20 protein-coding genes and 1 tRNA gene are annotated in these 22,068 nt (G+C 70.6%); 8 read left to right on the top strand and 13 right to left on the bottom strand.

From position 1 onward, the window contains the following. Positions 1 to 3 precede the first annotated feature (3 nt). The 5 genes from K6T50_RS14585 to K6T50_RS14605 are packed head-to-tail and all read right to left on the bottom strand — an operon-like array spanning position 4 to position 3,592. Complete coding sequence (locus K6T50_RS14585) at positions 4 to 732, bottom strand: 50S ribosomal protein L2 (RefSeq protein ID WP_222607291.1); 729 nt, start codon at positions 730 to 732, stop codon at positions 4 to 6. A 2-nt stretch (positions 733 to 734) separates the two neighbouring features. Continuing rightward, the gene (locus K6T50_RS14590) at positions 735 to 989 is read right to left on the bottom strand and encodes a 50S ribosomal protein L23 (protein ID WP_222607292.1); all 255 of its coding nucleotides are present in this window, start codon (positions 987 to 989) and stop codon (positions 735 to 737) included. Next, a complete protein-coding gene (rpl4p, locus tag K6T50_RS14595; RefSeq protein WP_222607293.1) occupies positions 986 to 1,732 on the bottom strand; it encodes a 50S ribosomal protein L4 in 747 nt (248 codons plus the stop codon). Before rpl4p ends, K6T50_RS14590 begins: the two co-directional genes overlap by 4 nt. Then, complete coding sequence (locus tag K6T50_RS14600) at positions 1,732 to 2,748, bottom strand: 50S ribosomal protein L3 (RefSeq protein WP_222607294.1); 1,017 nt, start codon at positions 2,746 to 2,748, stop codon at positions 1,732 to 1,734. Before K6T50_RS14600 ends, rpl4p begins: the two co-directional genes overlap by 1 nt. 10 nt (positions 2,749 to 2,758) lie before the next feature. Further along, positions 2,759 to 3,592, bottom strand: a complete 834-nt coding sequence (locus K6T50_RS14605) for a putative RNA uridine N3 methyltransferase (RefSeq protein ID WP_222607295.1) — start codon at positions 3,590 to 3,592, stop codon at positions 2,759 to 2,761. A 270-nt stretch (positions 3,593 to 3,862) separates the two neighbouring features. Here K6T50_RS14605 and K6T50_RS14610 point away from each other — a divergent pair. Beyond that, positions 3,863 to 3,933 (top strand) — tRNA-Gly (locus tag K6T50_RS14610). A 259-nt stretch (positions 3,934 to 4,192) separates the two neighbouring features. Next, positions 4,193 to 4,594 (top strand): CBS domain-containing protein, encoded by a 402-nt coding sequence (locus tag K6T50_RS14615; RefSeq protein WP_222607296.1) that lies wholly within the window; start codon positions 4,193 to 4,195, stop codon positions 4,592 to 4,594. 21 nt (positions 4,595 to 4,615) lie between these two features. Here K6T50_RS14615 and K6T50_RS14620 read toward each other — a convergent pair whose 3' ends face one another. Then, positions 4,616 to 4,930, bottom strand: a complete 315-nt coding sequence (locus K6T50_RS14620) for a hypothetical protein (RefSeq protein ID WP_222607297.1) — start codon at positions 4,928 to 4,930, stop codon at positions 4,616 to 4,618. A 149-nt stretch (positions 4,931 to 5,079) separates the two neighbouring features. Here K6T50_RS14620 and K6T50_RS14625 point away from each other — a divergent pair, with 149 nt between their 5' ends. The 4 genes from K6T50_RS14625 to pyrF all read left to right on the top strand — a co-directional run bounded on the left by K6T50_RS14625 (position 5,080) and on the right by pyrF (position 10,173). Next, positions 5,080 to 5,394, top strand: a complete 315-nt coding sequence (locus K6T50_RS14625) for an MTH1187 family thiamine-binding protein (RefSeq protein WP_222607298.1) — start codon at positions 5,080 to 5,082, stop codon at positions 5,392 to 5,394. A gap of 94 nt (positions 5,395 to 5,488) precedes the next feature. Beyond that, positions 5,489 to 8,206, top strand: coding sequence for a heavy metal translocating P-type ATPase (locus K6T50_RS14630; protein ID WP_222607299.1), 2,718 nt, complete (start codon positions 5,489 to 5,491; stop codon positions 8,204 to 8,206). Between the two features lie 60 nt (positions 8,207 to 8,266). Beyond that, positions 8,267 to 9,268: an arsenic resistance protein gene (locus K6T50_RS14635; RefSeq protein WP_222607300.1), complete on the top strand. Its 1,002-nt coding sequence runs from the start codon at positions 8,267 to 8,269 to the stop codon at positions 9,266 to 9,268. Between the two features lie 92 nt (positions 9,269 to 9,360). Next, positions 9,361 to 10,173 (top strand): orotidine-5'-phosphate decarboxylase, encoded by an 813-nt coding sequence (gene pyrF, locus K6T50_RS14640; protein ID WP_222607301.1) that lies wholly within the window; start codon positions 9,361 to 9,363, stop codon positions 10,171 to 10,173. 43 nt (positions 10,174 to 10,216) lie between these two features. On the opposite strand, the gene K6T50_RS14645 is transcribed toward pyrF, so the two are convergent. Then, entirely contained in the window at positions 10,217 to 10,360 is a 144-nt protein-coding gene (locus K6T50_RS14645) for a hypothetical protein (protein ID WP_222607302.1), read from the bottom strand. Positions 10,361 to 10,510: 150 nt separating this feature from the next. Between K6T50_RS14645 and K6T50_RS14650 the strand changes: the two genes are divergently transcribed. Both K6T50_RS14650 and K6T50_RS14655 read left to right on the top strand, forming a co-directional pair. Next, the gene (locus K6T50_RS14650; RefSeq protein WP_222607303.1) at positions 10,511 to 11,053 is read left to right on the top strand and encodes a J domain-containing protein; all 543 of its coding nucleotides are present in this window, start codon (positions 10,511 to 10,513) and stop codon (positions 11,051 to 11,053) included. A gap of 93 nt (positions 11,054 to 11,146) precedes the next feature. Continuing rightward, positions 11,147 to 12,769, top strand: a complete 1,623-nt coding sequence (locus K6T50_RS14655) for a GTPBP1 family GTP-binding protein (RefSeq protein WP_222607304.1) — start codon at positions 11,147 to 11,149, stop codon at positions 12,767 to 12,769. A 21-nt stretch (positions 12,770 to 12,790) separates the two neighbouring features. Here the strand turns inward: K6T50_RS14655 and K6T50_RS14660 are convergent, their stop codons facing one another. The 6 genes from K6T50_RS14660 to proS all read right to left on the bottom strand — a co-directional run bounded on the left by K6T50_RS14660 (position 12,791) and on the right by proS (position 21,906). Continuing rightward, positions 12,791 to 13,486, bottom strand: coding sequence for an HAD family hydrolase (locus tag K6T50_RS14660; protein WP_222607305.1), 696 nt, complete (start codon positions 13,484 to 13,486; stop codon positions 12,791 to 12,793). Then, positions 13,479 to 14,054, bottom strand: a complete 576-nt coding sequence (locus K6T50_RS14665; RefSeq protein ID WP_222607306.1) for a double winged helix-containing putative transcriptional regulator — start codon at positions 14,052 to 14,054, stop codon at positions 13,479 to 13,481. Before K6T50_RS14665 ends, K6T50_RS14660 begins: the two co-directional genes overlap by 8 nt. 13 nt (positions 14,055 to 14,067) lie before the next feature. After that, the gene (gene mch / locus K6T50_RS14670; protein WP_222607307.1) at positions 14,068 to 15,003 is read right to left on the bottom strand and encodes a methenyltetrahydromethanopterin cyclohydrolase; all 936 of its coding nucleotides are present in this window, start codon (positions 15,001 to 15,003) and stop codon (positions 14,068 to 14,070) included. An 80-nt stretch (positions 15,004 to 15,083) separates the two neighbouring features. Next, entirely contained in the window at positions 15,084 to 15,518 is a 435-nt protein-coding gene (locus K6T50_RS14675; RefSeq protein WP_222607308.1) for a hypothetical protein, read from the bottom strand. Between the two features lie 102 nt (positions 15,519 to 15,620). Next, positions 15,621 to 20,165, bottom strand: a complete 4,545-nt coding sequence (gltB, locus tag K6T50_RS14680) for a glutamate synthase large subunit (RefSeq protein ID WP_222607309.1) — start codon at positions 20,163 to 20,165, stop codon at positions 15,621 to 15,623. A 241-nt stretch (positions 20,166 to 20,406) separates the two neighbouring features. Continuing rightward, on the bottom strand, positions 20,407 to 21,906 hold the full coding sequence (proS, locus tag K6T50_RS14685) for a proline--tRNA ligase (RefSeq protein ID WP_222607310.1): 1,500 nt from the start codon (positions 21,904 to 21,906) through the stop codon (positions 20,407 to 20,409). Positions 21,907 to 22,068: the final 162 nt, after the last annotated feature.

Consider the following 22,068-nt stretch of genomic DNA (forward strand, 5'->3'; position numbering starts at 1 on the left):
GGTTTAGTTGTTCCCTCCGCGGCCCGTCCGCTTGGAGGCGATGTCGCCGACCTTCCGGCCCGGCGGAGCGTTCCGCGAGACGGACTTCGGCTGTCCGGGGTGCTGGCGGCCGCCGCCACCGAACGGGTGGTCGACGGCGTTCATCGCGACGCCACGGACGCGCGGGTACTTCGTCCCGCGACTCCGCATCTTGTGGTGCTTCTTTCCGGCCTTCACGAACGGCTTCTCCGTGCGACCGCCGCCCGCGACCACGCCGATGGTCGCGCGACAGTCGGGGTTGAGCCGCTTGACCTCCCCGGAGGGGAGCTGGACGACCGCCACGTCGCGGTCGTGGGTGAGCAGCGTCGCGTTGACGCCCGAGGCGCGGGCGAACTTGCCGCCGTCGCCGGGCTTGGACTCGACGTTGCACACCGGCACCCCCTCGGGGATCTCCGCGATGGGGAGCGTGTTGCCGGGCTTGATCTCCGCGGAGACGCCGACCGACAGCGTCTCGCCGACCGTGATGCCCTCGGGCGCGAGCACGAGACGGCGGTCGCCGTCCTCGAACTCGACGTCCGCGAGCGGGGCCGAGCGGGCGGGGTCGTGCTCGATGCCGACGACCTCGCCGTGGACGGTGTCCGCCTCGTCCTCCGCGATCTTCTTGTGCTGTTTGTCCGACTTGTAGCGGTGCGACGGGGCTCGGAACGTCGAGCTGCCGCGACCGCGTCGTTGTCCCTGAATTCTACGTCCCATTATCAGAACACCCCGATCCGGGAGGCGACTTCCTGTGCGTCGCTGTCCTCGTCGAGTTCGACGGTCGCCTTCTTCTTCCCCTGCGGGGTCACCTGCGTCCGGACCGACTCGACGCCGACGTCGAACTGCGCGGCGACGGCCTCGGCGATCTCGGGTTTGGCGGCGTCCACGTCGACGATGAACTGGAGCTTGTTCTGGAAGTCCATCTCGTCCATCGCCTTCTCGGTGACGAGCGGGTGGTGGATGACCGAACTCATCGCTCGGCCACCTCCTCCAGCGCGCTCTCGGTGAAGACCGTCAGGCGACCGGCGTGGGTGCCGGGCGCAAGGTCCTCGACGCTCACCTCGCGGCCGGTCGCCACGTCGGCGCCGGCGAGGTTGCGCGCCGCCTTCGACGGCTCCTCGCTGGTGACGAACAGGACCGACTTCGGCTCCTGGGTCTTTCGCCCGCGGGTCGTGCCGCGGCCGGCGCGGATCGAGCGCCCCTCGTCGGCGCGCTCGATGTCGTCGGCGATTCCGACGGCCTCGAGGAAGGAGACGACCTCCTTCGTCTTCACGAGGTCCTCGAACTCGTCGGAGACGACGAGCGGGAGCTCGGTGTCCTCGTCGAAGGCGTGGCCGCGCTCGGCGACCAGCTCGGCGTCGGCGGTGGCCGCGATGGCCGACCGCGTCGCGAGCTTGCGCTCCTTGTCGTTCACCTTCTTGGTCTGGTCCTTCTCGGCCTTCGGCGGGTGGGCCTTGCGACCCTTGACGGTCTGCGGGACGCGGCGACCCTGCCCGTTCTGTCGGGGCACGTGGGCCATACCGCGGCCGGAGCCGAACGACTCCGCGGGTGTGCGGAGGCCGGCGAACTCGTCGGCGCCGTACGCCTGTTTCCGGTTTGCCTGCGCGGCGACGACGGCCCGCCGGATCAGGTCCGAGCGGAACTCCGTCTCGAAGACGCCGGGGAGGTCGATCTCCCCGCTCTCGTCGCCGTTCAGGTCGCGTACTGTTGTGTTCATTATCCTTGGTTCGATGCGGTGGAGACGTAGCGCACCTCGGGGTCGAGGCGCGGCTGGTCGTTCGGCCGGATGGCCGGGCGGAACCGCAGGAGGCGCTTGGAGGGACCCGGCAGCGAGCCCTTCACGAGCGCGTAGTGGCCGTCCACCTCGCCGTAGCCCTTGAAGCCGCCCTCGACGGAGGCGTCGTCGCCCTCGCCGAAGTCGATGAGCCGCTTGTTGAGCTCCGTGCGCTGGTGGTAGCCGGTCTGTCCCTGCTGGGGCACGGTCGAGCGAACGCGCGAGGGGTTCCACGGGCCGAGGTTACCGATCCGGCGCCGCCAGCCCTGTCGCGCGTGCTTGCCCTTCCGCTTCTGGACGCCCCAGCGCTTGACGGGGCCCTGGGTGCCCTTCCCCTTCGTGACGCCGGAGACGTCGGTGTACTCGCCCGCACGGAAGACGTCGCCGAACTCGTGTTCGCCGCCGTCCTCCAGCAGGTCGAGCCCGTAGTCGAGGCGCTCCCCGAGGGAGCCGCCGCCGACACGGGTCTCCATCACGTCGGGCTTCTTCTTGGGGACGTTCGAGAGCGCGGCCGGCTCGGTGTGGGTGATGAACCGGAGGTCGTCGACGACGCCGTCGTCGACCAGCTCGCGCAGCTCCTCGGCGTCCTCCTCGAAGGTGTTCTCCGCCGGCAGGTCGAGCGTGCGGTCGAGCTCCTCGTGGAACTCGGTGGCCCACACTTCGGTGACCGGCTTCTGTCCGTACGGCGTGTCCTCGTAGGCTCGCAGGGCGGCCGCCCGCATGGGGGGCACCTCCACGACCGTCACGGGAACGGACTCCTCCATCCCCTCGCGCGGGGAGTCGGATTCGTCGTTCACCATGACGACGTGGGTCATGCCCGCCTTGTAGCCCGCGAAGCCCTGGACGCCGGCCGCGCCGTCGTCCTCGGGCCACGAGCGGATGCGGGGGACTTCGCTGCTCGCGCGCTTGCGCGGGCCGAAGCCCAGCGAACCCTTGCGTGGTCTGCTTGGTTGTGGCATTGTGTTTGGCTTACTCCGTGAGTGTGAGCGGCGAGAGCGCGGCGAAGATCGCCTCTTCGGTCCGCACCACCTCGCTGCCCTGTCGCGGAATCGCGTTCAGCCAGAGGTCGAACCCCGAGCCGTCCGTGGCGTCGGGGTCGACCGGGACATCCTCGGTGTCCATGCCGAGGATGGCCGGGAGCCCCCTGCCGGGCGAGCCGAACGCGACGGCGACGTGTGTGTCGCGCATGCGTGCACGCACGTCGGCCAGGCCGGACACGGACAGTTCGCGTCCGTGTCGCGACGTGGCGACGGCGAGTTCGGCGTCGGCGAGGGCGTCCTCCAAGGCCGCGCCCGTCACCCGAAACCCCGGTGCGGGGTCGTCGGTGAGGCGGGCACGGACCGGTTCTCTCGAAGAGACCCTGACGGTGACGCGCTCCCCCTCCACGTACTCCCGTCCGGGAGACGCGTGCAGGGAGATCGGGTGTTGCGTTCCGCAATTGACCCGAACGCGGCCTTCAGGTCCGACCTCGGTCACGATTCCCTCTCGTAGTTCCGACCCGTCGGGGCCGGAGCGAGCGGGCCGCATCGGCGGGAGCACGCCGGCGTGCCGGAGTTCCTCGCGTTTCCCCCACACCTCCCGACGGAGGTAGGCGGGGGTCGCGCAGTACTCCAGCACGGTTCGGACGTACTCGCCGCCTCTGCGGCGTTCGCCTTCCCGGTCCGGGAAGACGACCAACCGGTCCGCCCGGAAGACCGTCGCCGCGCGGGCGACGTAACCGAGTTTTCGCGTGGCCTCGCGGCCGTCCTCGGCCTCCCGGACGAGCGACGACGGAACGAGCACGTCGAGCGTCGTTCCGTTCATTGTCGCTGCACCGGACTGTACTCCGTTGATCCTCAGCCGCGAGGTAAAAGGGTATTGACTCGCGCCCCCGTAGACACGGCGTCACACACCCGTCCGCGGGCGTTTCACGTGGTAACCACTCCCGTACCAGTCACCGTCACACGGGTGCGATCGCACCCCACGAGACGTTCCCGCACGGCGCCGTCGGAGGAACGGATTTATATACAACCCTGCCGTTAGTGGTGAATGCGCACCGGGAGAAAGCCACAGACGGCGCCCGGATGCAGGTACGCACTGGTAGTGTAGTGGTATCACGTGACCTTGCCATGGTCACAACCTGGGTTCAAATCCCAGCCAGTGCAGTTCTCCGCCGGCGACCGAACTCGCGAGGCGACGCCTCGCGAGTTCCGCCGGCTGTGTCTCTCCTCGCTGGGATTGTGAATCAGGGAGTGGAGCGAACGGAGTGAGCGGAACGACCGTGGTTCAAATCCCAGCCAGTGCAGTTCTGTCGCGACCACCCGACGAGCGAGACGCAGTCTCGCGAGTCGCTTACGATCGCGTGCCACGCGATCGCCCGCGGGGCCAACGCTTATTCCACCCCCGGCGCATCCCCGAGTACCGATGGACGATCTAGACGATGTCTTCGTCGCGCAGGTGATGTCCGAGAGCCTCTACACCGTCACCCCCGACACGCTGGTCGAGGAGGCGGCGAAGGGGATGATGGAGCGCGGGATCGGCTCGGTGATCGTCGTCGACGACGACGGGACCCTCCGCGGGATCCTCACGAACACCGACTTCGTGCAGATCGTCGCCGAGCGACAACCGAAGGACCAGACCCCGGTCTCCGAGTACATGAGCACGAACCTGGTCACCGCCGACCCCGGCGACTCGCTGGCGGACGTGGCCGCGACGATGCTGGAGCACCGGTTCCACCACATGCCCGTCACCGACGGCGAGAGCGGCGTCGTCGGCGTCGTCTCGACGACAGATCTGACGGCATACGTCTCGAACCTCCCGGCGTAGCCCCACCGGTCCGCCCGTCCCTCACTCGGCGTCCCCGTTCGCGTCGTCGATGTCCCCGCTCGCGCCCTCGACGTCCTCGCCGGCGTCCCCGCCGTAGCCGACGGCGTCGGCCGTCTCGACGAGCGCGAGTCCGTCGAACGAACAGAGGTCGTCGACCGCATCCTGGGGCAGGACCACTCGATAGGAGTCGTACTGGAGGGCCGCCGTCACCTCGCCGCCGAGCGCCCCGACCGCCTCACGAAAGCCGTCGGCGTCGCGGTCGCCGAGTTCGACGACCAGCGTCGCCGACTCGTCCGGAAGGGGGTCCTCGCGCATCCGCCTGACTGGATGGCTCACGTACACGGATCCTCGAACGACCGCGGCGGTGTTGTGTGTTCCCGTTGCCGCCGCGGACCGCGCTCCGAACCGCGCCGTGGACCGCACCGGGAAGCGCCCCGCCCGTGGGACGGGAAAACCGATTTGCGTTCGGCCGCCGTTGGTTCGGTATGACCGTCATCGCGATGTTGAGCGTCGCGCCGGTCGTCGAGGGGAGCATGGCGGGAGCGGTCGCCGACGCCGTCGACGCGCTCGACGAGTTCGACGTGGACTACGAGACGAACCCCATGGGCACCGTGATCGAGGCCGACGAGATCGAGGAGGTGATGGCCGCCGCGACGGCCGCGCACAACGCCGTCGACGGCGACCGCGTCTCCACGTTCCTCAAGATCGACGACAAGCGAACCCGCGACCAGCGCGCACGCGAGAAGGTCGACGCCGTCGAGCGCGAACTCGGCCGTCCCGCTCGGACCGACCCGGATTAATAACTCAAACGCCGATCGATACTAGAAACGAGCAGCCACAACCCGACTTTTAGCAGTCGACTTAATAACCGACGAGCGGCTAGTCGGAGTCGAGATGACTCACGAAGACGCCGACGGCGGCCCCGACCGCCCCGGCGACCGGTCGATCCCGCCGGACCACGACCGGACGGCGGACGACAACGCACACGACCGCACACATGACCGCGCTCACGGCGACGACGCCCCCGCCGCGGTCCGCGACGGCGACGAGTTCACCCTCTCGGTCCCCGACATGGACTGCGCCTCCTGTGCGGCGAAAGTCGAGCGGAGCGTCTCCGGTGTCGACGGGGTCGTCGAGATCGACCCGTATCCGACCACCGGAACGCTGTCGGTCGCGACCGACGGTTCGATCGACCGCGACGCGGTCGCCGCGGCCGTCGAGTCGGCCGGCTACGCCGTCGAGGACGAGCTCGAATCGGTGACGCTGTCGGTACCGGAGATGGACTGCGCCTCCTGCGCCGGGAAGGTCTCGGGCGCGCTGGAGACCGTCGACGGCGTTCGCGACATCGACACTCGGCCGACCGCGGGGACGGTGCTCCTCCGATTCGATCCCGGGGCGACGACGCTGGCGGCGCTGACCTCGGCCGTCGAGTCCGCCGGCTACGAGGTCGTCTCCACGTCGATGGACGGGGACGGCGAGGCCGCGGGGGGCGACGGTGAGGAACGGTCGGTCTGGCGGAGCCGTCGCGCGTACGCGACGTACCTCGCGGCGCTGTTCACCGGCCTCGGCCTCGTGCTCGCGAACCCGCTGGCGCCCGCGGGCGCCGGCCCGACGGTCGACCTCCTCGGCCGCGCGGTTCGCATCGGCGACCTCGCGTACCTCGCGGCCGTCGCCGTCGGCGGCGTCGCCGTCTTCCGCAACGGCTACTACTCGCTGCGCCAGCGAAGCCTCGACATCGACCTGCTGATGAGCGTCGCCATCCTCGGCGCCGTCGCAGCCGGGATCGGCTTCGACGAGCCGCTGTACTTCGAGGCGGCGACGCTGACGACGCTGTTCTCCGTCTCCGAGCTGCTGGAGGGGGCGGCGATGGACCGCGCGCGCGACTCCCTGCGCGAGCTGATGGAGCTGTCGCCGACGGAGGCGACCGTCGTCAGAAACGGAACCGAGGAGGTCGTCCCCGCCGACGCGGTCGAGGTGGGCGAGACCGTCGTCGTACGGCCGGGCGAACGCGTTCCCCGCGACGGAACCGTCACCGACGGCGCCAGCGCGGTGAACCAGGCGCCCGTCACCGGCGAGTCCGTCCCCGTCGACAAGGCCCCCGGCGACGAGGTGTTCGCGGGTACCATCGTCGAGGGCGGCTACCTCGAAGTGGAGGTCACGACCGAGGCGGGCGAGGACACCCTCTCGCAGGTCGTCGACATGGTGGAGGCCGCCCAGGGCGAGCGGTCCGAGCGCGAGCAGTTCGTCGAGCGCTTCGCGAGCTACTACACGCCCGTCGTCGTCGCGTTCGCGCTCGTCGTCGCGCTCGGCCCGCCGCTGGCCGTCGGCGCGGCGTGGGACACCTACGTCCTCTACGGGCTCACGCTGCTCGTGCTCGCGTGCCCGTGCGCGTTCGTGATCTCGACGCCCGTCACGGTCGTCTCCGGCATCACTTCCGCCGCCCGCAACGGCGTGTTGATCAAGGGCGGCACCCACCTGGAGGCGATGGGCGACGTGGACGCGGTCGCGTTCGACAAGACGGGCACCCTGACGAAGGGCGAACTCACCGTCACCGACGTGATCCCGCTGGGCGACAACAGCGAGGACGACGTGCTCCGCTGTGCCCGCGGCCTCGAACTCCGGTCGGAACATCCCATCGGCGACGCCATCGTCGACCGGGCCGACGCGGCCGGCGTCGACGACCGCGCGGTCGACGACTTCGAGTCTGTCACCGGCAAGGGCGTGACCGCGACGCTCGACGGCACGCCCCACTACGCGGGCAAGCCCGGGCTGTTCTCGGATCTGGGCTTCGACCTCTCGCACGTCCACGCCGCCACCGACGGCGGGGTCGTCACCCGCACTTCCCGCGCCATCTGCGAGCGGAACAACTGCCTCGACCTGCTCTCGGACACGGTCCCCGAACTCCAGGCCGAGGGGAAGACGGTCGTGCTCGTCGGCACGGAGGAGGACCTGGAGGGCGTCATCGCCGTCGCCGACGAGGTTCGACCGGAGGCCCGTCGAACCGTCGAGCGCCTGGGCGAGGCGGGCGTGCACACCGTGATGCTCACCGGCGACAACGAGCGCACCGCCCGCGCGGTCGGTCGCGAGGTCGGCGTCGACGACGTGCGCGCCGAGCTGCTCCCGGACGAGAAGGTCGCCGCCGTCGAGGAGCTGCTCGCCGAGCGCGACGGCGTCGCGATGGTCGGCGACGGCGTCAACGACGCGCCCGCGCTGGCGACCGCCACGGTCGGAATCGCGATGGGCGCAGCCGGCACCGACACCGCCCTCGAAACCGCGGACGTGGCGCTGCTGGCGGACGACCTCTCGACGCTGCCGTACCTTCGGACGCTCGCCGAGCGCGCGAACGCCGTCATCCGCCAGAACGTCTGGACCAGCCTGGCGGCGAAGGCCGTCCTCGCCGCGGCGGTCCCCTTCGGCCTCGTCCCCATCTGGTTCGCGGTTCTCGCCGGCGACGCGGGCATGACCGTCGGCGTCACCGCGAACGCGAGCCGGCTGGCGCGCGTGTCGCCCGAGGACCCGGGAGCATCCGGCGGAGCCGGAACGCCCGCGGGACCCGGGGCGCCGAACGATCCGGATGCACCGACCGACCCGGCTTCGCCGGCGGACGACTGATCCCGGTTCCTCCCCCGATCGGAACGTATTCCGGACGCAGGGTCCATCCCCGAGACAATCGTGACCGTCACAGCGTGGCTGAGTCGGAACCAGATCGCGGTGTATGCCGTCGCCGTCGCGTGCGCGGTCGCCGCCGCGGTCGGACGGCCCGGCGCTGTAACGGGACTGGATCGGGCGATCGATCCCGTCTTGGCGGTGTTGCTGTACGTCACGTTCCTCGAGATCCCGTTCGTCAGGCTGCGCCGCGCGTTCACGAACGGCCGGTTCGTGGCGGCGGCGCTGGCGACGAACTTCCTCGTCGTCCCAATCGTCGCGTGGGTGCTCACCCGGCCGATCGCGGGCGACCCGGTCGTCCTCGTCGGCGCGCTGTTTGTCCTGTTGACGCCGTGTATCGACTACGTCATCGCCTTCACCGGGATCGCCGGGGGCGACGCCGAACAGCTCACCGCGACGACGCCGGTGTTGCTGCTGGCCCAGTTCGCGCTGCTGCCCGTCTACCTGTGGCTGTTCGCCGGCCCCGCCGCCGCGGCCGTCGTCGAGGTGGAGCCGTTCCTCGAGGCGTTCGCGACGCTGATCGCGGCGCCGCTGACGCTCGCGTGGGTGACGGAGGCGTGGGCCGAGCGCTCGGAGACGGGGCAGCGCGCGGAAACCGCCCTCGGAACCCTTCCGGTGCCGATGATGGCGCTGACGCTGTTCGTCGTGATCGCCTCGCAGCTTCCCCGCGTCCGCGCGTCGCTCGATCAGGTCGCGGCGGTCGTCCCCATCTACGTCGCGTTCCCGCTGGTGATGGTCGCGGTCGGCCGGGTCGCCGCCGAGGCGTTCGACCTCGACCTGGGCGAGGGTCGCGCGCTCGTGTTCACCGCCGTCACGCGCAACTCGTTGGTCGTCCTCCCGTTGGCGCTGGCGCTGCCCGATCGCTACGCGCTGGCGCCCGCGGTCGTCGTGACCCAAACGCTCGTGGAGTTGGCCTGGATGGTCGTGCTCACGCGCGCGGTGCCGCGATGGGTGCTGCCGAGCACGGCTGCGGCGGGCGCACCCCACCCGGGCGAGGGCGGCGACTGACGCCCGGACCCGCCCAGCCCGACGCATCCGACCGGCCGAGCCGAGCCGCACGAACCGGGAACCATTATTCGCCGGCCGCCGAACCGTCGGCAATGCCCGAGTTCAACGCCTTCTTCGAGACGCTGCGCGAGCGCATCGACCGCGAGGACACAGTCGTCTCCGTAGGGCTGGACGCCGACCTCGACCGGATCCCCGAACACCTGCTGGAGAAGGACCTCCCGCGGTGGGCGTTCAACCGCCGGATCATCGACGCGACCCACGAGTACGCCGCCTGCTACAAGCCCAACGCCGCCTTCTACGAGGACGCCGACGGCTGGCGCAGCCTCCGCGAGACGGTCGCGTATGCCCACGGCAAGGACGTGCCCGTCCTGCTGGACGCCAAGCGGGGCGACATCGGCAACACGGCCCGGAAGTACGCCGAGCTGCTGGAGCACGTCGACGCGATCACCGCGAACCCGTACATGGGCCGCGACTCGCTGGAGCCGTTCCTCTCGAAGGCCGACAAGGGCGTGTTCGTCCTCTGTCGCACCTCCAACCCCGGCGGGTCCGACCTGCAGGACCTGGAGCTCGCGTCGGGCGAGCCACTGTACCGCCGCGTCGCCGCCCTCGCGGACCTGTGGAACGAACGCGGCAACGTGGGGCTCGTCGTCGGCGCGACCGCGCCCGCGGAGCTGGAGGAGCTTCGCGGCGAGGTCCCGGACCTCCCGTTCCTCGTCCCCGGCGTCGGGGCGCAGGGCGGCGACACCGAGGCGGCCGTCGAGCACGGCCTCGCTGACGGCGTCGGCCTCGTCAACTCTTCGCGGGGGATCATCTTCGCCGGAGAAGACGCCGGCGAGGACTTCGCGAAGGCGTCGGGACAGGCGGCCAAACGGCTGCGCGATCGGCTGAACCGGTACCGGGACTGACTTCGCCGCGTCGCAGGTGGCCGGTCGGCCGGTCGGTGATCGGCTACGCGTTCGCCCCGGCGGCACAGTCGGCACAGAGCCGACGCTCGCCGTCCCAGTGATCGTCGCAGACGACCGCGCCGCATCCCGGGCACGTGTGCGACGCCGTCTCGCGCTCGCAGATCTGACAGAGTCCCGTGACGCTCATGGTGATTCCCGTGTCGGATCGTCGGTCCCCACCGTCTTGGACGCTCCGGCGAGACGAACCCGACGGCGATCTCCCGGCGACACGGACGCGGCGTCGACCGACGACAACCGGCGGCGAGGGGTTTACGGTTCGGCGTCGCCGATCACGGGTGTGGACCGCGACGTGCTCCTGCTCGGGATCGCCGCCGTGCTCGCCGGCCTGACGGCCACCCTCGCGATGTTGGGCATCGCGTACTCGCCGTTCGTGTTCCTCGCGGCGCTCCCGACCGGCGCGGCCGCCTACTTCCTCTGGTATCAGGCGTCCGGCCGGCTGAAGGAGGACATGCGCTCGCGCGCGGCCGGTCGGCGGTCGGCCCGGGGAGCGGGCGAGGGCGCGCCCGGCGGCGACTCCCGGTTCGCCCGCGAGGCCCGCGCCCGGATGGGCGACGGCGGCCGCGTGGGCCCCCGCGGCGCCGACGGGCGGGGCGCGCGAACGCGCGGTCGCGGGCCGACGGGCGGCCCCGCGATGAACGCCAACTCGGGGATGCCGCCCGGCGACGCGCGCCGAACGCTCGGCGTCGACGCCGACGCCTCCGGGTCGGAGGTGAAGGCCGCCTACCGCGACCGCGTGAAGGAGACGCACCCGGACTCCGGCGGCGACGAGGAGGAGTTCAAGCGGGTGAACCGCGCATACGAGACCCTGAAGGGCGACTGACGCGCTCGGCCGGTCGCTCTCCCCGCCGCTATTGTGCCATTGGGTGGCACACACGTGAAAACCGTTATACCCGCCCACCGCTACCCGTCGGTCATGGGCGCTGACCGGGCCGTGCTCACACGGACCATCGAGCGCGGCGAGGAGGAGGGCGGGAACGTCGAGTTCAAGACCCGCCTCACGCGGGAGGTCCATCTCGCGGAGGGCCGCATGGAGTCGCTGGCCGCGCAGCTTCGCCACCGGGTGCTCTCGGGCGACGGCGAGGCGCTGTACGTGATCGGCGTCACCGACGACGGGGGGATCGCCGGCATCGCGCCGACGGCCTTCTCGGAGTCGATGGACGTGCTCTCCCTGCTCGCGGAGGAGGCCGACGCCCACATCCACGAGGTGGAGACGTGGGCCGCCGGCGACGGCGAGGCCGAAGGCGGACTCGTGGGACTGGCGACGATCCGCGAGGGCGCCGCCTTCGAGGCCGACGACGACCACATCGTCGTCGGGACGGCGGGCCACGTCGACCACGGCAAGTCGACGCTCGTCGGCACGCTCGTCACCGGGCAGGCCGACGACGGCGAGGGCGGCACCCGCTCGTATCTCGACGTGCAGCCCCACGAGATGGACCGCGGCCTCTCGGCGGACCTCAGTTACGGCGTCTACGGCTTCGACGACGAGGGGGCGGTCCGCATGGACAACCCCGACCGCAAGACCGACCGCGCGCGGGTGGTCGAGGAGGCCGACCGGCTCGTCTCGTTCGTCGACACCGTCGGCCACGAGCCGTGGCTCAGAACGACGATCCGCGGGCTCGTCGGCCAGAAGCTCGATTACGGGCTCCTGACGGTCGCCGCCGACGACGGGCCGACCAAGACGACCCGCGAGCACCTCGGCATCCTGCTCGCGATGGAGCTCCCCACGATCGTCGCGATCACCAAGGTCGACGCGCCGCCCGAGGAGCGCGTGCTGGAGGTCGAGCGCGAGGTCGAGTCGATGCTCCGGGACGTGGGCAAGACCCCACTGCTGGTGGAGCGCCACGGCGTCGCGACCGCCGTCGAGGAGATCGGCGACGGGATCGTGCCCGTGTTGCTCACCTCGGCGGTGACGCGGGAGGGGCTGGGCGAACTCGACCGGATGCTGGAGCACCTCCCCAAACGCGAGGACGACGCCGACGGCGACTTCCGGATGTACGTCGACCGCTCGTACGACGTGAAGGGCGTCGGCGCGGTCGCCTCCGGCACGATCCGCTCGGGCGAGGTGGAGGCGGGCGACGAGCTCCTGCTCGGGCCGATGCCCGACGGCTCTTTCCGCGAGGTGGAGGTGCGCTCGATCGAGATGCACTACCACCGCGTCGACAAGGCGCGCGCGGGCCGCATCGTCGGCATCGCGCTCAAGGGCGTGAAGGAGTCCGCGGTCGAGCGCGGGATGGCGCTGGTGCCGCGGGAGGCCGACCCGCGCCCGGTCCGCTCGTTCGACGCCGAGGTGATGGTGCTCAACCACCCCACCCGGATCCAGGAGGGGTACGAACCGGTCGTCCACCTGGAGACCGTCAGCGAGGCGGCGGTCTTCCACCCGGACGGCGGCCGGCTGCTCCCGGGTGACACCGGCGAGACCGAGGTGCGCTTCAAGTTCCAGCCGTACCTCGTCGAGGAGGGCCAGCGATTCGTCTTCCGGGAGGGCCGGAGCAAGGGCGTCGGCACCGTTACGGGCGTCGAGTACGCCGACGAGTGAGGCGGCTGTCGGATCTGCGCCTCAGTGAACGAGGTCCGCCAGCGACGGCACCCGCACCGCGCCCTCGGGCGTCGGCTCACGGTCGCCGACGAGCACGGCGCCCATCCCCGCCGCGAGCGCGCCCTCGGCGTCCGACTCCGGGGAGTCGCCGACGTGGACCGCGTCCGCGGCGTCGACGCCGAGCGCCGACACCCCGACCTCGAACGCCTCGACGGCGGGTTTCGCGGGCGCGTCGTGGCCGGCGAACACCACGTCGACGGCGCGGTCCTCCAGGCCGACCGCGCGCGCTTTCTCGGCCTGTGCGTCCGGCGGGCCGTTGGTGACGACGGCGTAGGGAACGCCGCGGGCGTCGAGCGCCTCCAGCAGATCGCGCGCGCCCGGCCGCCACGACACGTTCGCGTGGTCGCGCTCGTCGGCGAACGCCGCCGCCACCGCCCGTCCGAGGTCCGGGTCGCGACCGCGGTCCGCACAGAGCGCCGCGAAGCATTCCGCCCGGAGGTCCGCCATCGTGCCGGTCCGGTCGTTGAACTCGGCGAAGCGGTCGTAGTAGGCCTCCACCGGGAACGCTGGGTCGACGCCGACGGCGTCGAAGGCCGCCGACAGCACCTCCCCCGGCGAGCGACGGTAGGAGACGAGCGTGTCGTCGAGGTCGAACGTCACGGCCGCGGCCTCGGCCAACGGGGGCGCGAGCCTCGGCTGGTTCCTGTCCTCACCCATCGTTGTCCGCGCGCTCGCGCAATTCGCGAAGCCGATCGGTCGCGGCGTATGCGTCGCCGCGTCTCTCGGCGAGATCGAGCAGCACGAACCACGCGAGGTGACGCTCGACGCGCTCGCGCCACACCGACTCCCAGTCGTCCGTCCGGTACCGCTCCCAGTTCGGGACGCGGTCGACGAACACCGCGAACGCCTCGTCCGCGGCGAGGCCGTTCGCCTCGTCGGGATCGCTCTCCCTATCGGGATCGCTCTTCCCCTCCGCGTCGGCCGCGAGGAGCGCGTCGGCCACGTCGCCGGCGCCGTACACGCCAGTGAGGAACTGCTCGCGCAGGTACGCCGGCGTCGGGTCCGCCCGGAGTCGCTTGAACCCGTCCTCGGTCTCCTCGGCGAGATCGAGCGCCCGGAGGAACGTGAGCCACGTCCGGGCCACGTCGCGCGAGCGGAGCCCCAGCCGTCGCATCAGCCTGGCACAGCAGTCGTCCTCGCTGCCGGGGACGAGCGGCACCGCGGCCTGCGCGTCGGCGACGAACCCGAGCGCCTCGGGCGCCTCCGGGACGAGTTTGAACTTCATCGCCGGCGGCGGGTCACTGGTAGTCGAAGGACTCCGCGAGCAGGTCCTCGCGGGTCTCGCCGAGCGCGTACGTCGGGCCGTCGAGCACGTCGACGGTGACCTCGGCGGGCGCGAACACCGACTCGTCGAGCTCGTAGAAGTCGTAGTCGGCGTCGGCGAACACGTCCGCGAACGGGCGGCCGTGCTCGTCGGCCGCGTTGGAGGGCACCTCGTCGAAGCGGTCGAACTCCTCCGCGACGGTGAGGTGGACCTCGCCGCCGTACGCGAGCGCGTCGTTCGTCCGGCCCATCGCCTCGGTCTCGTCGTAGCTGACTGGCGCCACCGGCGCCGATCCGGCCACAGACTTGACGTGCTCGGGGTCGTACCCCAGCTCGAACAGGCGGAAGACCGCGAGTTCGGCCGCGCGCGCCGCCGCCGTCACGCTCCCCGCTGTGGAGCCGAGGGCCGTCGTCGGAAGGAAGACGGCCTGCTCGTTCACGTTCGCCTTCTCCGCGACGTGCTCGACGACCTCGTCGTCGGGGAGCGTGGCGCTCTCGACGCACAGGACCGTGAGGTCGAACTCGTCGTAGTACCCCAGCGCCTGGAACTCGCGCTCCTCGCCCACGAGCGCGCGGGCCGGGCCGGAGCCGAGGCCGGAGAAGTGCTCCGTCTCCAGTTCCCAGCCGGCCTTCTGGCACCCGAGCAGCGCGATCCCCGGGTGATCCGTCGTCAGCTCCACGTACGGCGTCGGCGAGTCGTCGACGCGGCCCATCCGCGTCTGCAGGGTCGCGAGCCCCGCCGTCTGGATCTCTGCGAGGAGGAGGCCGGCCTCGAGGCCGCCGTCGGCCTCGACGCCGAAGTCGACGACGGTCGCGCCGGAATCGAGCTCGTAGCCGGCGATGTTGAGTTCGTCGGCGAAGTCGAGCGCCTCGTCGACCAGCTCCACCGCCATGCGATTGAGGCTGTCCATGGGCGGGCTTGGTCGGCATCCGGGTTAAGTTCGGTCTTGTCTCGGTGTCAGGACGCGGCGGGCGTGCCGCTATCGACCCGTCACGGGGAGAGGTACCAGCCGAACAGCGGCGGGGAGACGAGCAGCGCGATCGGGACGGCGATCCAGACTTGTCCTGCGAGCACGTCGTACTGGCCGAGGGTGACCGAGACCGGCGTCCCTTCGACGTGCCCGACGACGAACTCGAAGCCGACGGTGAACGCCGTCCAGACGATCCCGATGAGGAGGAGTTCCGCCCGCGTGTAGTCGATCGGCGTCCACGAGAAGTAGGCGAACGAGAAGAGGAGTATCGCGGCGACCAACGCCGCGGTGCTCGCTACGTGCCCCGTGTACTCGCCGACGCGGGGAACGAGGACGGTCTCTCGAAGAACGCCGTTAGCGACGGCGATCGTCGCCATCGCGACCCAGACGGCCAACGGATACACGAACACATGCGGTCTGATCGATTCTGCTCCCGGCCCGATCGAAGCGTCCATGCGGATAGATTCTCCCGAGGACGGGAAAGTCGCATCGGGGATCCCGGCGAGGGCTCGGTCGTAGTCCGCGGGGAACGGTTTCACCCGGGAAGCCGGACCGGCCTAATCGTCGCTCGCGACGCCCGCGCCGAACTCCGCGGTCGCGGCGCCGCCCTCGGCGGCGTCGGGGAGCTGTTCGCGCACGTCGTCGCCGCGACCCTCCGCGATGACCTCCGCGTAAGCGTCGGGCAGCACCCGGGTGAACTCGCCGACGACCGACTCCCAGTCGTCGAGCAGTTCGCGCGCGCGGTCGCTGCCGGTGCGCGCGAGATGGTTCTCGACCAGGCGGCGCAGCATCGCCTCGTCCTGGTCGGTCAGCTCCGCCGAGAGGCTCACCATTCCGTGGTTCGTCTTCGCCGCGAGTTCGTCGTCGGGGTCGTGGACGTACGCGACGCCGCCGGACATCCCCGCGGCGAAGTTGCGGCCGACCTCGCCCAGCACCGCGACGACGCCGCCGGTCATGTACTCGCAGCCGTGGTCGCCGACGCCCTCGACGACCGCCTTCACGCCGGAGTTGCGCACGGCGAAGCGCTCGCCGGCGACGCCGTTGACGTACGCCTCGCCGTCGGTGGCGCCGTACAGCGCGACGTTGCCGACGAGGACGTTCTCGTCGGGTTCGAAGGCGGCGTCCTCGGGCGTCTGGACGACGACCGTGCCGCCCGACAGGCCCTTGCCGACGTAGTCGTTCGCGGCGCCGACGAGGTGGGCGTCCACGCCCGCCGCGAGGAACGCGCCGAACGATTGTCCCGCCTCGCCGCGGAAGTCCAGATCGAGCGTGCCCGCGGGGAGACCGTCCTCGCCGTGGGCCTCCGAGATGCGGTTCGACAGCGTGGCGCCGACCGCGCGGTCGGTGTTGTCCACATCCGCGGCGAGTGCGGCCGGCTCGCCCGACTCGACGCTGTCACCGAGTTCGTCGAGCAGCTCCCAGTCGAGCGCCTCCGCGAGGTCGGGGTGGTCCTGCTCGCGCACCTTGTGGCGCGGGCCGTCGTCGTTCGGCTCGGCGATGAGCGCCGACAGGTCGAGCTTCTTCGCCTTCGGGTGGTCGATCTCCCGCTGGGAGAGGCACTCGACCCGGCCGACCATCTCGTCGACGGTCGCGAACCCGAGGTCGGCCATGATCTCGCGCAGCTCCTGGGCGATGAACTGCATGTAGTTGATGACGTGCTCGGGCTCGCCGGGGAACCGGTCCCGGAGGTCCTCGCGCTGGGTGGCGACGCCCACTGGGCAGGTGTTCTGGTGGCACTGCCGGGCCATTACGCAGCCCGAGGAGACGAGCGCGGCGGTCCCGAACGCGAACTCCTCGGCGCCCAGCAGCGCGGCGACGGCCACGTCGCGGCCGGTCTTCAGCCCGCCGTCCGCGGAGACGGTGATCCGGTCGCGCAGGCCGGTCGCCCGGAGCATCTGGTTCGCCTCCGCGACGCCGAGCTCCCACGGCAGGCCGGCGTTCTTGATCGAGGTCTTCGGCGAGGCGCCCGTGCCGCCGGAGTGGCCCGAGATGTGGACCACGTCCGCCTCAGCCTTGGCGACGCCGGCGGCGATGGTGCCGATGCCGGCCTCCGACACGAGCTTCACGTTGATGTCGGCCTCGGGGTTGGCCGCCTTCAGGTCGTAGATGAGCTGCTTGAGGTCCTCGATGGAGTAGATGTCGTGCAGCGGCGGCGGCGAGATGAGCCCGACGCCGGGCGTCGAGTAGCGCACGTGGGCGATGTACTCGTTCACCTTCGCGCCGGGGAGGTGGCCGCCCTCGCCGGGCTTGGAGCCCTGGGCCATCTTGATCTGGATCTCCTCGGCGTTCGCGAGGTAGTTCGAGGTGACCCCGAAGCGGCCGGAGGCGACCTGCTTCACGCTGCAGTTGCGCTCGGTGTCGAAGCGCTCGGGGGGCTCGCCGCCCTCGCCCGTGTTGGACTTCGCGCCCAGGCGGTTCATCGCGATCGCGTTGTTCTCGTGTTGCTCGGGCGAGAGGCTCCCGAGGCTCATCGCGGCCGTCGAGAAGCGCTCGGCGATGTCGCCGACGGCCTCGACCTCCTCGACCGGGATCGACTCGCGGTCGTTGTCGATGTCCAGCAGGTTCCGGAGTTCAGCGGGCTCGTCGGGGTCGTTCACCTGGGCGGCGAACTCGTTCCACGCCTCGCGGTCGCCCTCGCGGACGGCGGTGTGGAGCGCGTTCACCGAGTGGGGGTTCCAGCCGTGTTTGATTCCAGACGACCGGTTCTCGTACTCCCCTTGCGTCTCCAGTTCGGGGTCCTTGCCGAAGCCGACCTCGTAGCGCTCGCGGAGGTCCGACTCGATCTCCGGGAGGCCGATCCCCTCGGTCCGGATCTCGGTGCCCTCGAAGTACTCGCGCACCAGGTCGGAGTCGAGGCCGACCGCCTCGAAGATCTGCGCGCCCTGGTAGGACTCGGCCGTCGAGATGCCCATCTTCGCCATCGTCTTCAGCAGGCCCATCTCCAAGGCGTCGCGGTAGGCCGACAGCGACTCCTCCTCGTCGGCGCCGTCGGGGCCCGCGACGATGTCGCGGACGGTGTCGTACGCGAGGTACGGACACACCGCGCCGGCACCGTAGCCGACGAGACACGCCACGTGGTGGACCTCGCGCGGGTCGCCCGACTCGACGACCAGGCCGGCGCGGGCGCGCAGCCCCTCGCGCACGAGGTGGTGGTGGACCGCGCCGGTCGCCAGCAGGCTCGGCACGTGCATCCGATCGGGGCCCATGTCGCGGTCCGAGAGGACGACCACGTCGGCGCCGTCGCGGACCGCGTCGGCGGCGGCCGCGCGCAGGTCCTCGACGGCCGTCCGGAGGTCGTCCTCGGGGTCGAACGTCATATCGAGCGTCACCGACGTGAGATCGCCGTCGGTCGCCGTCTCCAAGTCCCGCAGCGTCTCGGTTTCCTCCTCGGTCAGGACCGGCGAGTCGTTGACGACCTGCCGGGCGTGTTCCGGGGTCTCGCCCAGGAGGTTGCGCTGGGGGCCGAGCCGCGTTTCGAGGGAGGTGACCAGCTCCTCGCGGATGTAGTCGATCGGCGGGTTCGACACCTGCGCGAACAGCTGCTTGAAGTAGGTAAACAGCGGGCGGTCGAACTCCGAGAGGACCGAGAGGGGCGTGTCGTCGCCCATCGAGCCGACCGGATCCTTCCCCTGCTCGGCCATCGGGCCGATGAGGTGGTTCAGTTGGTCGGTGGTGTAGCCGAAGGCCGCCTGTTTGCTCCGGAGGTTGTCGTCCGGGCCCGTCCCGGGCGACGGGTCCGCGTCGGCGGTGACCTCGGCGAGGTCGCGCTGCTCGGCGTCGACCCACTCGCCGTACTTCTCGTCGGTGAGGTCGGCGAACACCTCCTCGTCGTCGAGGACGCGGCCCTCGCTGCGGTCGGCGACGAACGTCTCGCCCGGGCGGAGGCGGCCGCGCTCGCGGACCTCGCTGGGGTCGTGTTCGAGCGCGCCGACCTCGCTACCCATCACGAGGCGGTTGTCGGTCGTCACGTCGTAACGGCACGGTCGGAGCCCGTTGCGGTCGAGCACGCCCGCGACGCGGTCGCCGTCGAAGCCGATGACCAGCGCGGGGCCGTCCCACGGTTCGACCAGCGAGGCGTGGTAGTCGTAGAAGTCCCGACGGGCCTCGCTCATCGCGTCGTCCTTGCGGTAGGCCTCCGGGATCATCATCCGCAGCGCGTGCGGGAGGTCGCGGCCGCCGTGGAGGAGCAGATCGAGCGTCTCGTCGACGGAGGCGGTGTCCGACTGGTTGGGGTCCGAGATGATCGGTCGAACGGCGTCGAGCTCCTCGTCGGTGAAGCCGCCGTCGGCGAGGTCCGACTGCCGGGCGCGCATCCAGTTGACGTTCCCCTGAATGGTGTTGAACTCGCCGTTGTGGACGATGTTGCGGTACGGGTGTGCGAGGTGCCACGCGCCGAGCGTGTTCGTCGAGAAGCGCGCGTGCACCAGCGCGACCCCCGACGTGAGCCGGTCGTCGCGCAGGTCGGGGTAGTAGGCGTCGATCTGGTCGGCCTTCAACAGCCCCTTGTAGACGACGCGTCGGCGGTCGAGCGAGCAGACGTAGAAGCGCTCGCCGGCGAGGTCCTCCGCGGCCGACTCGAGGTCGCGGCGGGCGACGTACAGCCGTCGGTCGAACGTCTCATCGTCGAGGTCGGCGTCGTCGTCGGGCGCGACGAACGCCTGCCACACGTCCGGCTCCGAGTCGAGCGCCGTCTGGCCCAGATCGGCGCCGGCGGCGTCCGTCGGCACGTCGCGCCACGCGAGTACGTCCAGGTCGTACTCCGCGAGCGTCGACTCGAACAGCGCCGCCAGGTCCTCGCGAGCGTCGTCGTCGGTCGGCATGAACACCGACCCCACCGCGTACGTCTCGGGGAGGTCGCCGACGACGGCCTCGAAGAACTCGTCGGGCCGTTCGACCATGATGCCGGCGCCGTCGCCGGTGTTCTGTTCCGCGCCCGTCGTGCCCCGGTGTTCCAGGTTCTCCAGCAGGTCGAGTGCGTCCGATACTACTTCGTGTGATCGCCCGCCGTCGAGGTCGACGACGGCCCCCACACCACAGTTCGAGCGCTCGTCACTGGGGTCCGCCAGGCCCCCGACGCGCGCCGACGCGTCCGGCTCAGTCATGGATGCCGGTTCTCGCGTCCCGGGTAAAGGGTTGACCCTAAACGGCTAAGGGTGTGTTATTGGCATATTAGGATGATATAGGGTGACAGTATCCTCTCGGACGACCGTGAACGATCCGATCGCGGGACGGCACGCTGTGACTCGAATTCGAGTTGTCGTTCGGAGAACTGGTGGTCGGGCCGGTCGCGACGACTCGGGCGGACGGGCAGTGCGACTCCGGCAGTCAGTGCGACTCCGGCGGTCAGTACGACTTCGCGAAGTACGCCGTTCGCGTCGCGTCGTCGTCACAGACCGCGCAGGTGTCGTCGTGGTCGGTGCCGTGGCGGTCGTCGTCCTCCTCGAAGGGGACCATCACGATCTCGGCGGCGATCTGGTCTTTGATCTCGCCCTCGCAGTCCTCGTCGCCGCACCAGGGCGCCTTCACGTAGCCGCCGTGCTGGCCGATGGTGCCGAGGATCTCGTCGCGCGAGTCGGCCTCGCGCACCTCGCCCTCCAGGTTCTCCTCGGCGGCGGCGTACAGCTTCGCGTACACCTCGTCGAGGTGATCGCGAGTCGTCTCCGCGATCCCCTCGCGGTCGACGGTCGACTGCTCGCCGTCGGGGCGATGGACGACCGTGACCTCGTCGTCCTCGACCTCGTAGGGGCCGATCTCGAAGCGAACGGGGATCCCGTTGAGCTCGTGTTCGTTGAACTTGAAGCCGGGGTTGCGCGTGTCGCGGTCGTCGAGCTCGACGCGGATCCCCGCCACCTCCAGCTCGTCGGCGACGCCCTCGGCGTACTCGAGCACCTCGTCTTTCGTCTCCTCCTGCCAGATGGGCACGATCGCGACCTGGGTGGGCGCGACGGTGGGGGGAAGGACGAGCCCCTGGTCGTCGGAGTGGGTCATGATCAGCGCGCCCAGCGCGCGCCAGGACAGCCCCCACGAGGTCGTGTGCGCGTGGCGCTCGGCCTCGTCCTCGTCGGAGTAGGTGATGTCGAACGCCTCCGCGAAGCTCGTCCCGAGGTAGTGGGAGGTGCCGCCCTGCACGGACTTGCCGTCGGGCATGAGCGCCTCGACGGTCGTCGTCGTGTCCGCGCCGGGGAACTTGTCGTGGTCGGGCTTCTGTCCGCGGAGGACGGGGATCGCGAGGAAGTCCTCGTACACCGACTCGTACTGGTCGAGGCGCGTCATCGTCTCGCCCCAGGCGCCGTCGCGGTCGGCGTGTGCGGTGTGGCCCTCCTGCCAGAGGAACTCCTTCGTGCGGAAGAACGGCTTCGTCTCCGTCGCCTCCCAGCGAACGACCGAGCACCACTGGTTCACGCGGAGGGGGAGGTCGCGGTGGCTTCGCACCCACTGGCTGATGTAGGGCGTGATGATCGACTCGGAGGTGGGCCGGACGGCGAGCCGTTCCTCCAGCTCGTCGTGGCCGCCGTGGGTCACCCACGCGACCTCGGGGTCGAAGCCCTCGACGATGTCCTTCTCGGCTTCCAGGTACGACTCGGGGATGAACAGCGGGAAGTAGGCGTTCTGCACCCCGGTGTCCTTGAACTTCGCGTCGAGAAAGCCCTGCAGGCGCTCCCACAGCGCGTACCCGCGGGGGCGGGTGATGATGAACCCGGACATCCCCTCGGGCGCGTAGTTCGCGAGGCCGGCCTTCTTGACGACCTCGGCGTACCACTCGCCGGTCTCGTACTCCTTCGACTTCGTGATCCCCAACTCCTGGTCGTCGTCGCCGGAGTCGGCGGATTCGTGTTCGCTCATACTCGTGGATATCGGACTGCCGTCTTAAACTCGGTGCGATCGGTCCGCCGGCGGGTGCGGTGGGGAGAAGGATGGATGCGTGGCTACGCGCCACGCGGCGGAACCGGGAGGCGAACGCGCCGCTCGCGGCGACGGCGGACCGCTGTCGAGGCGCGGCGAGCG

The sequence above is a fragment of the Halobaculum magnesiiphilum genome, from assembly GCF_019823105.1.
Classification (GTDB): domain Archaea; phylum Halobacteriota; class Halobacteria; order Halobacteriales; family Haloferacaceae; genus Halobaculum; species Halobaculum magnesiiphilum.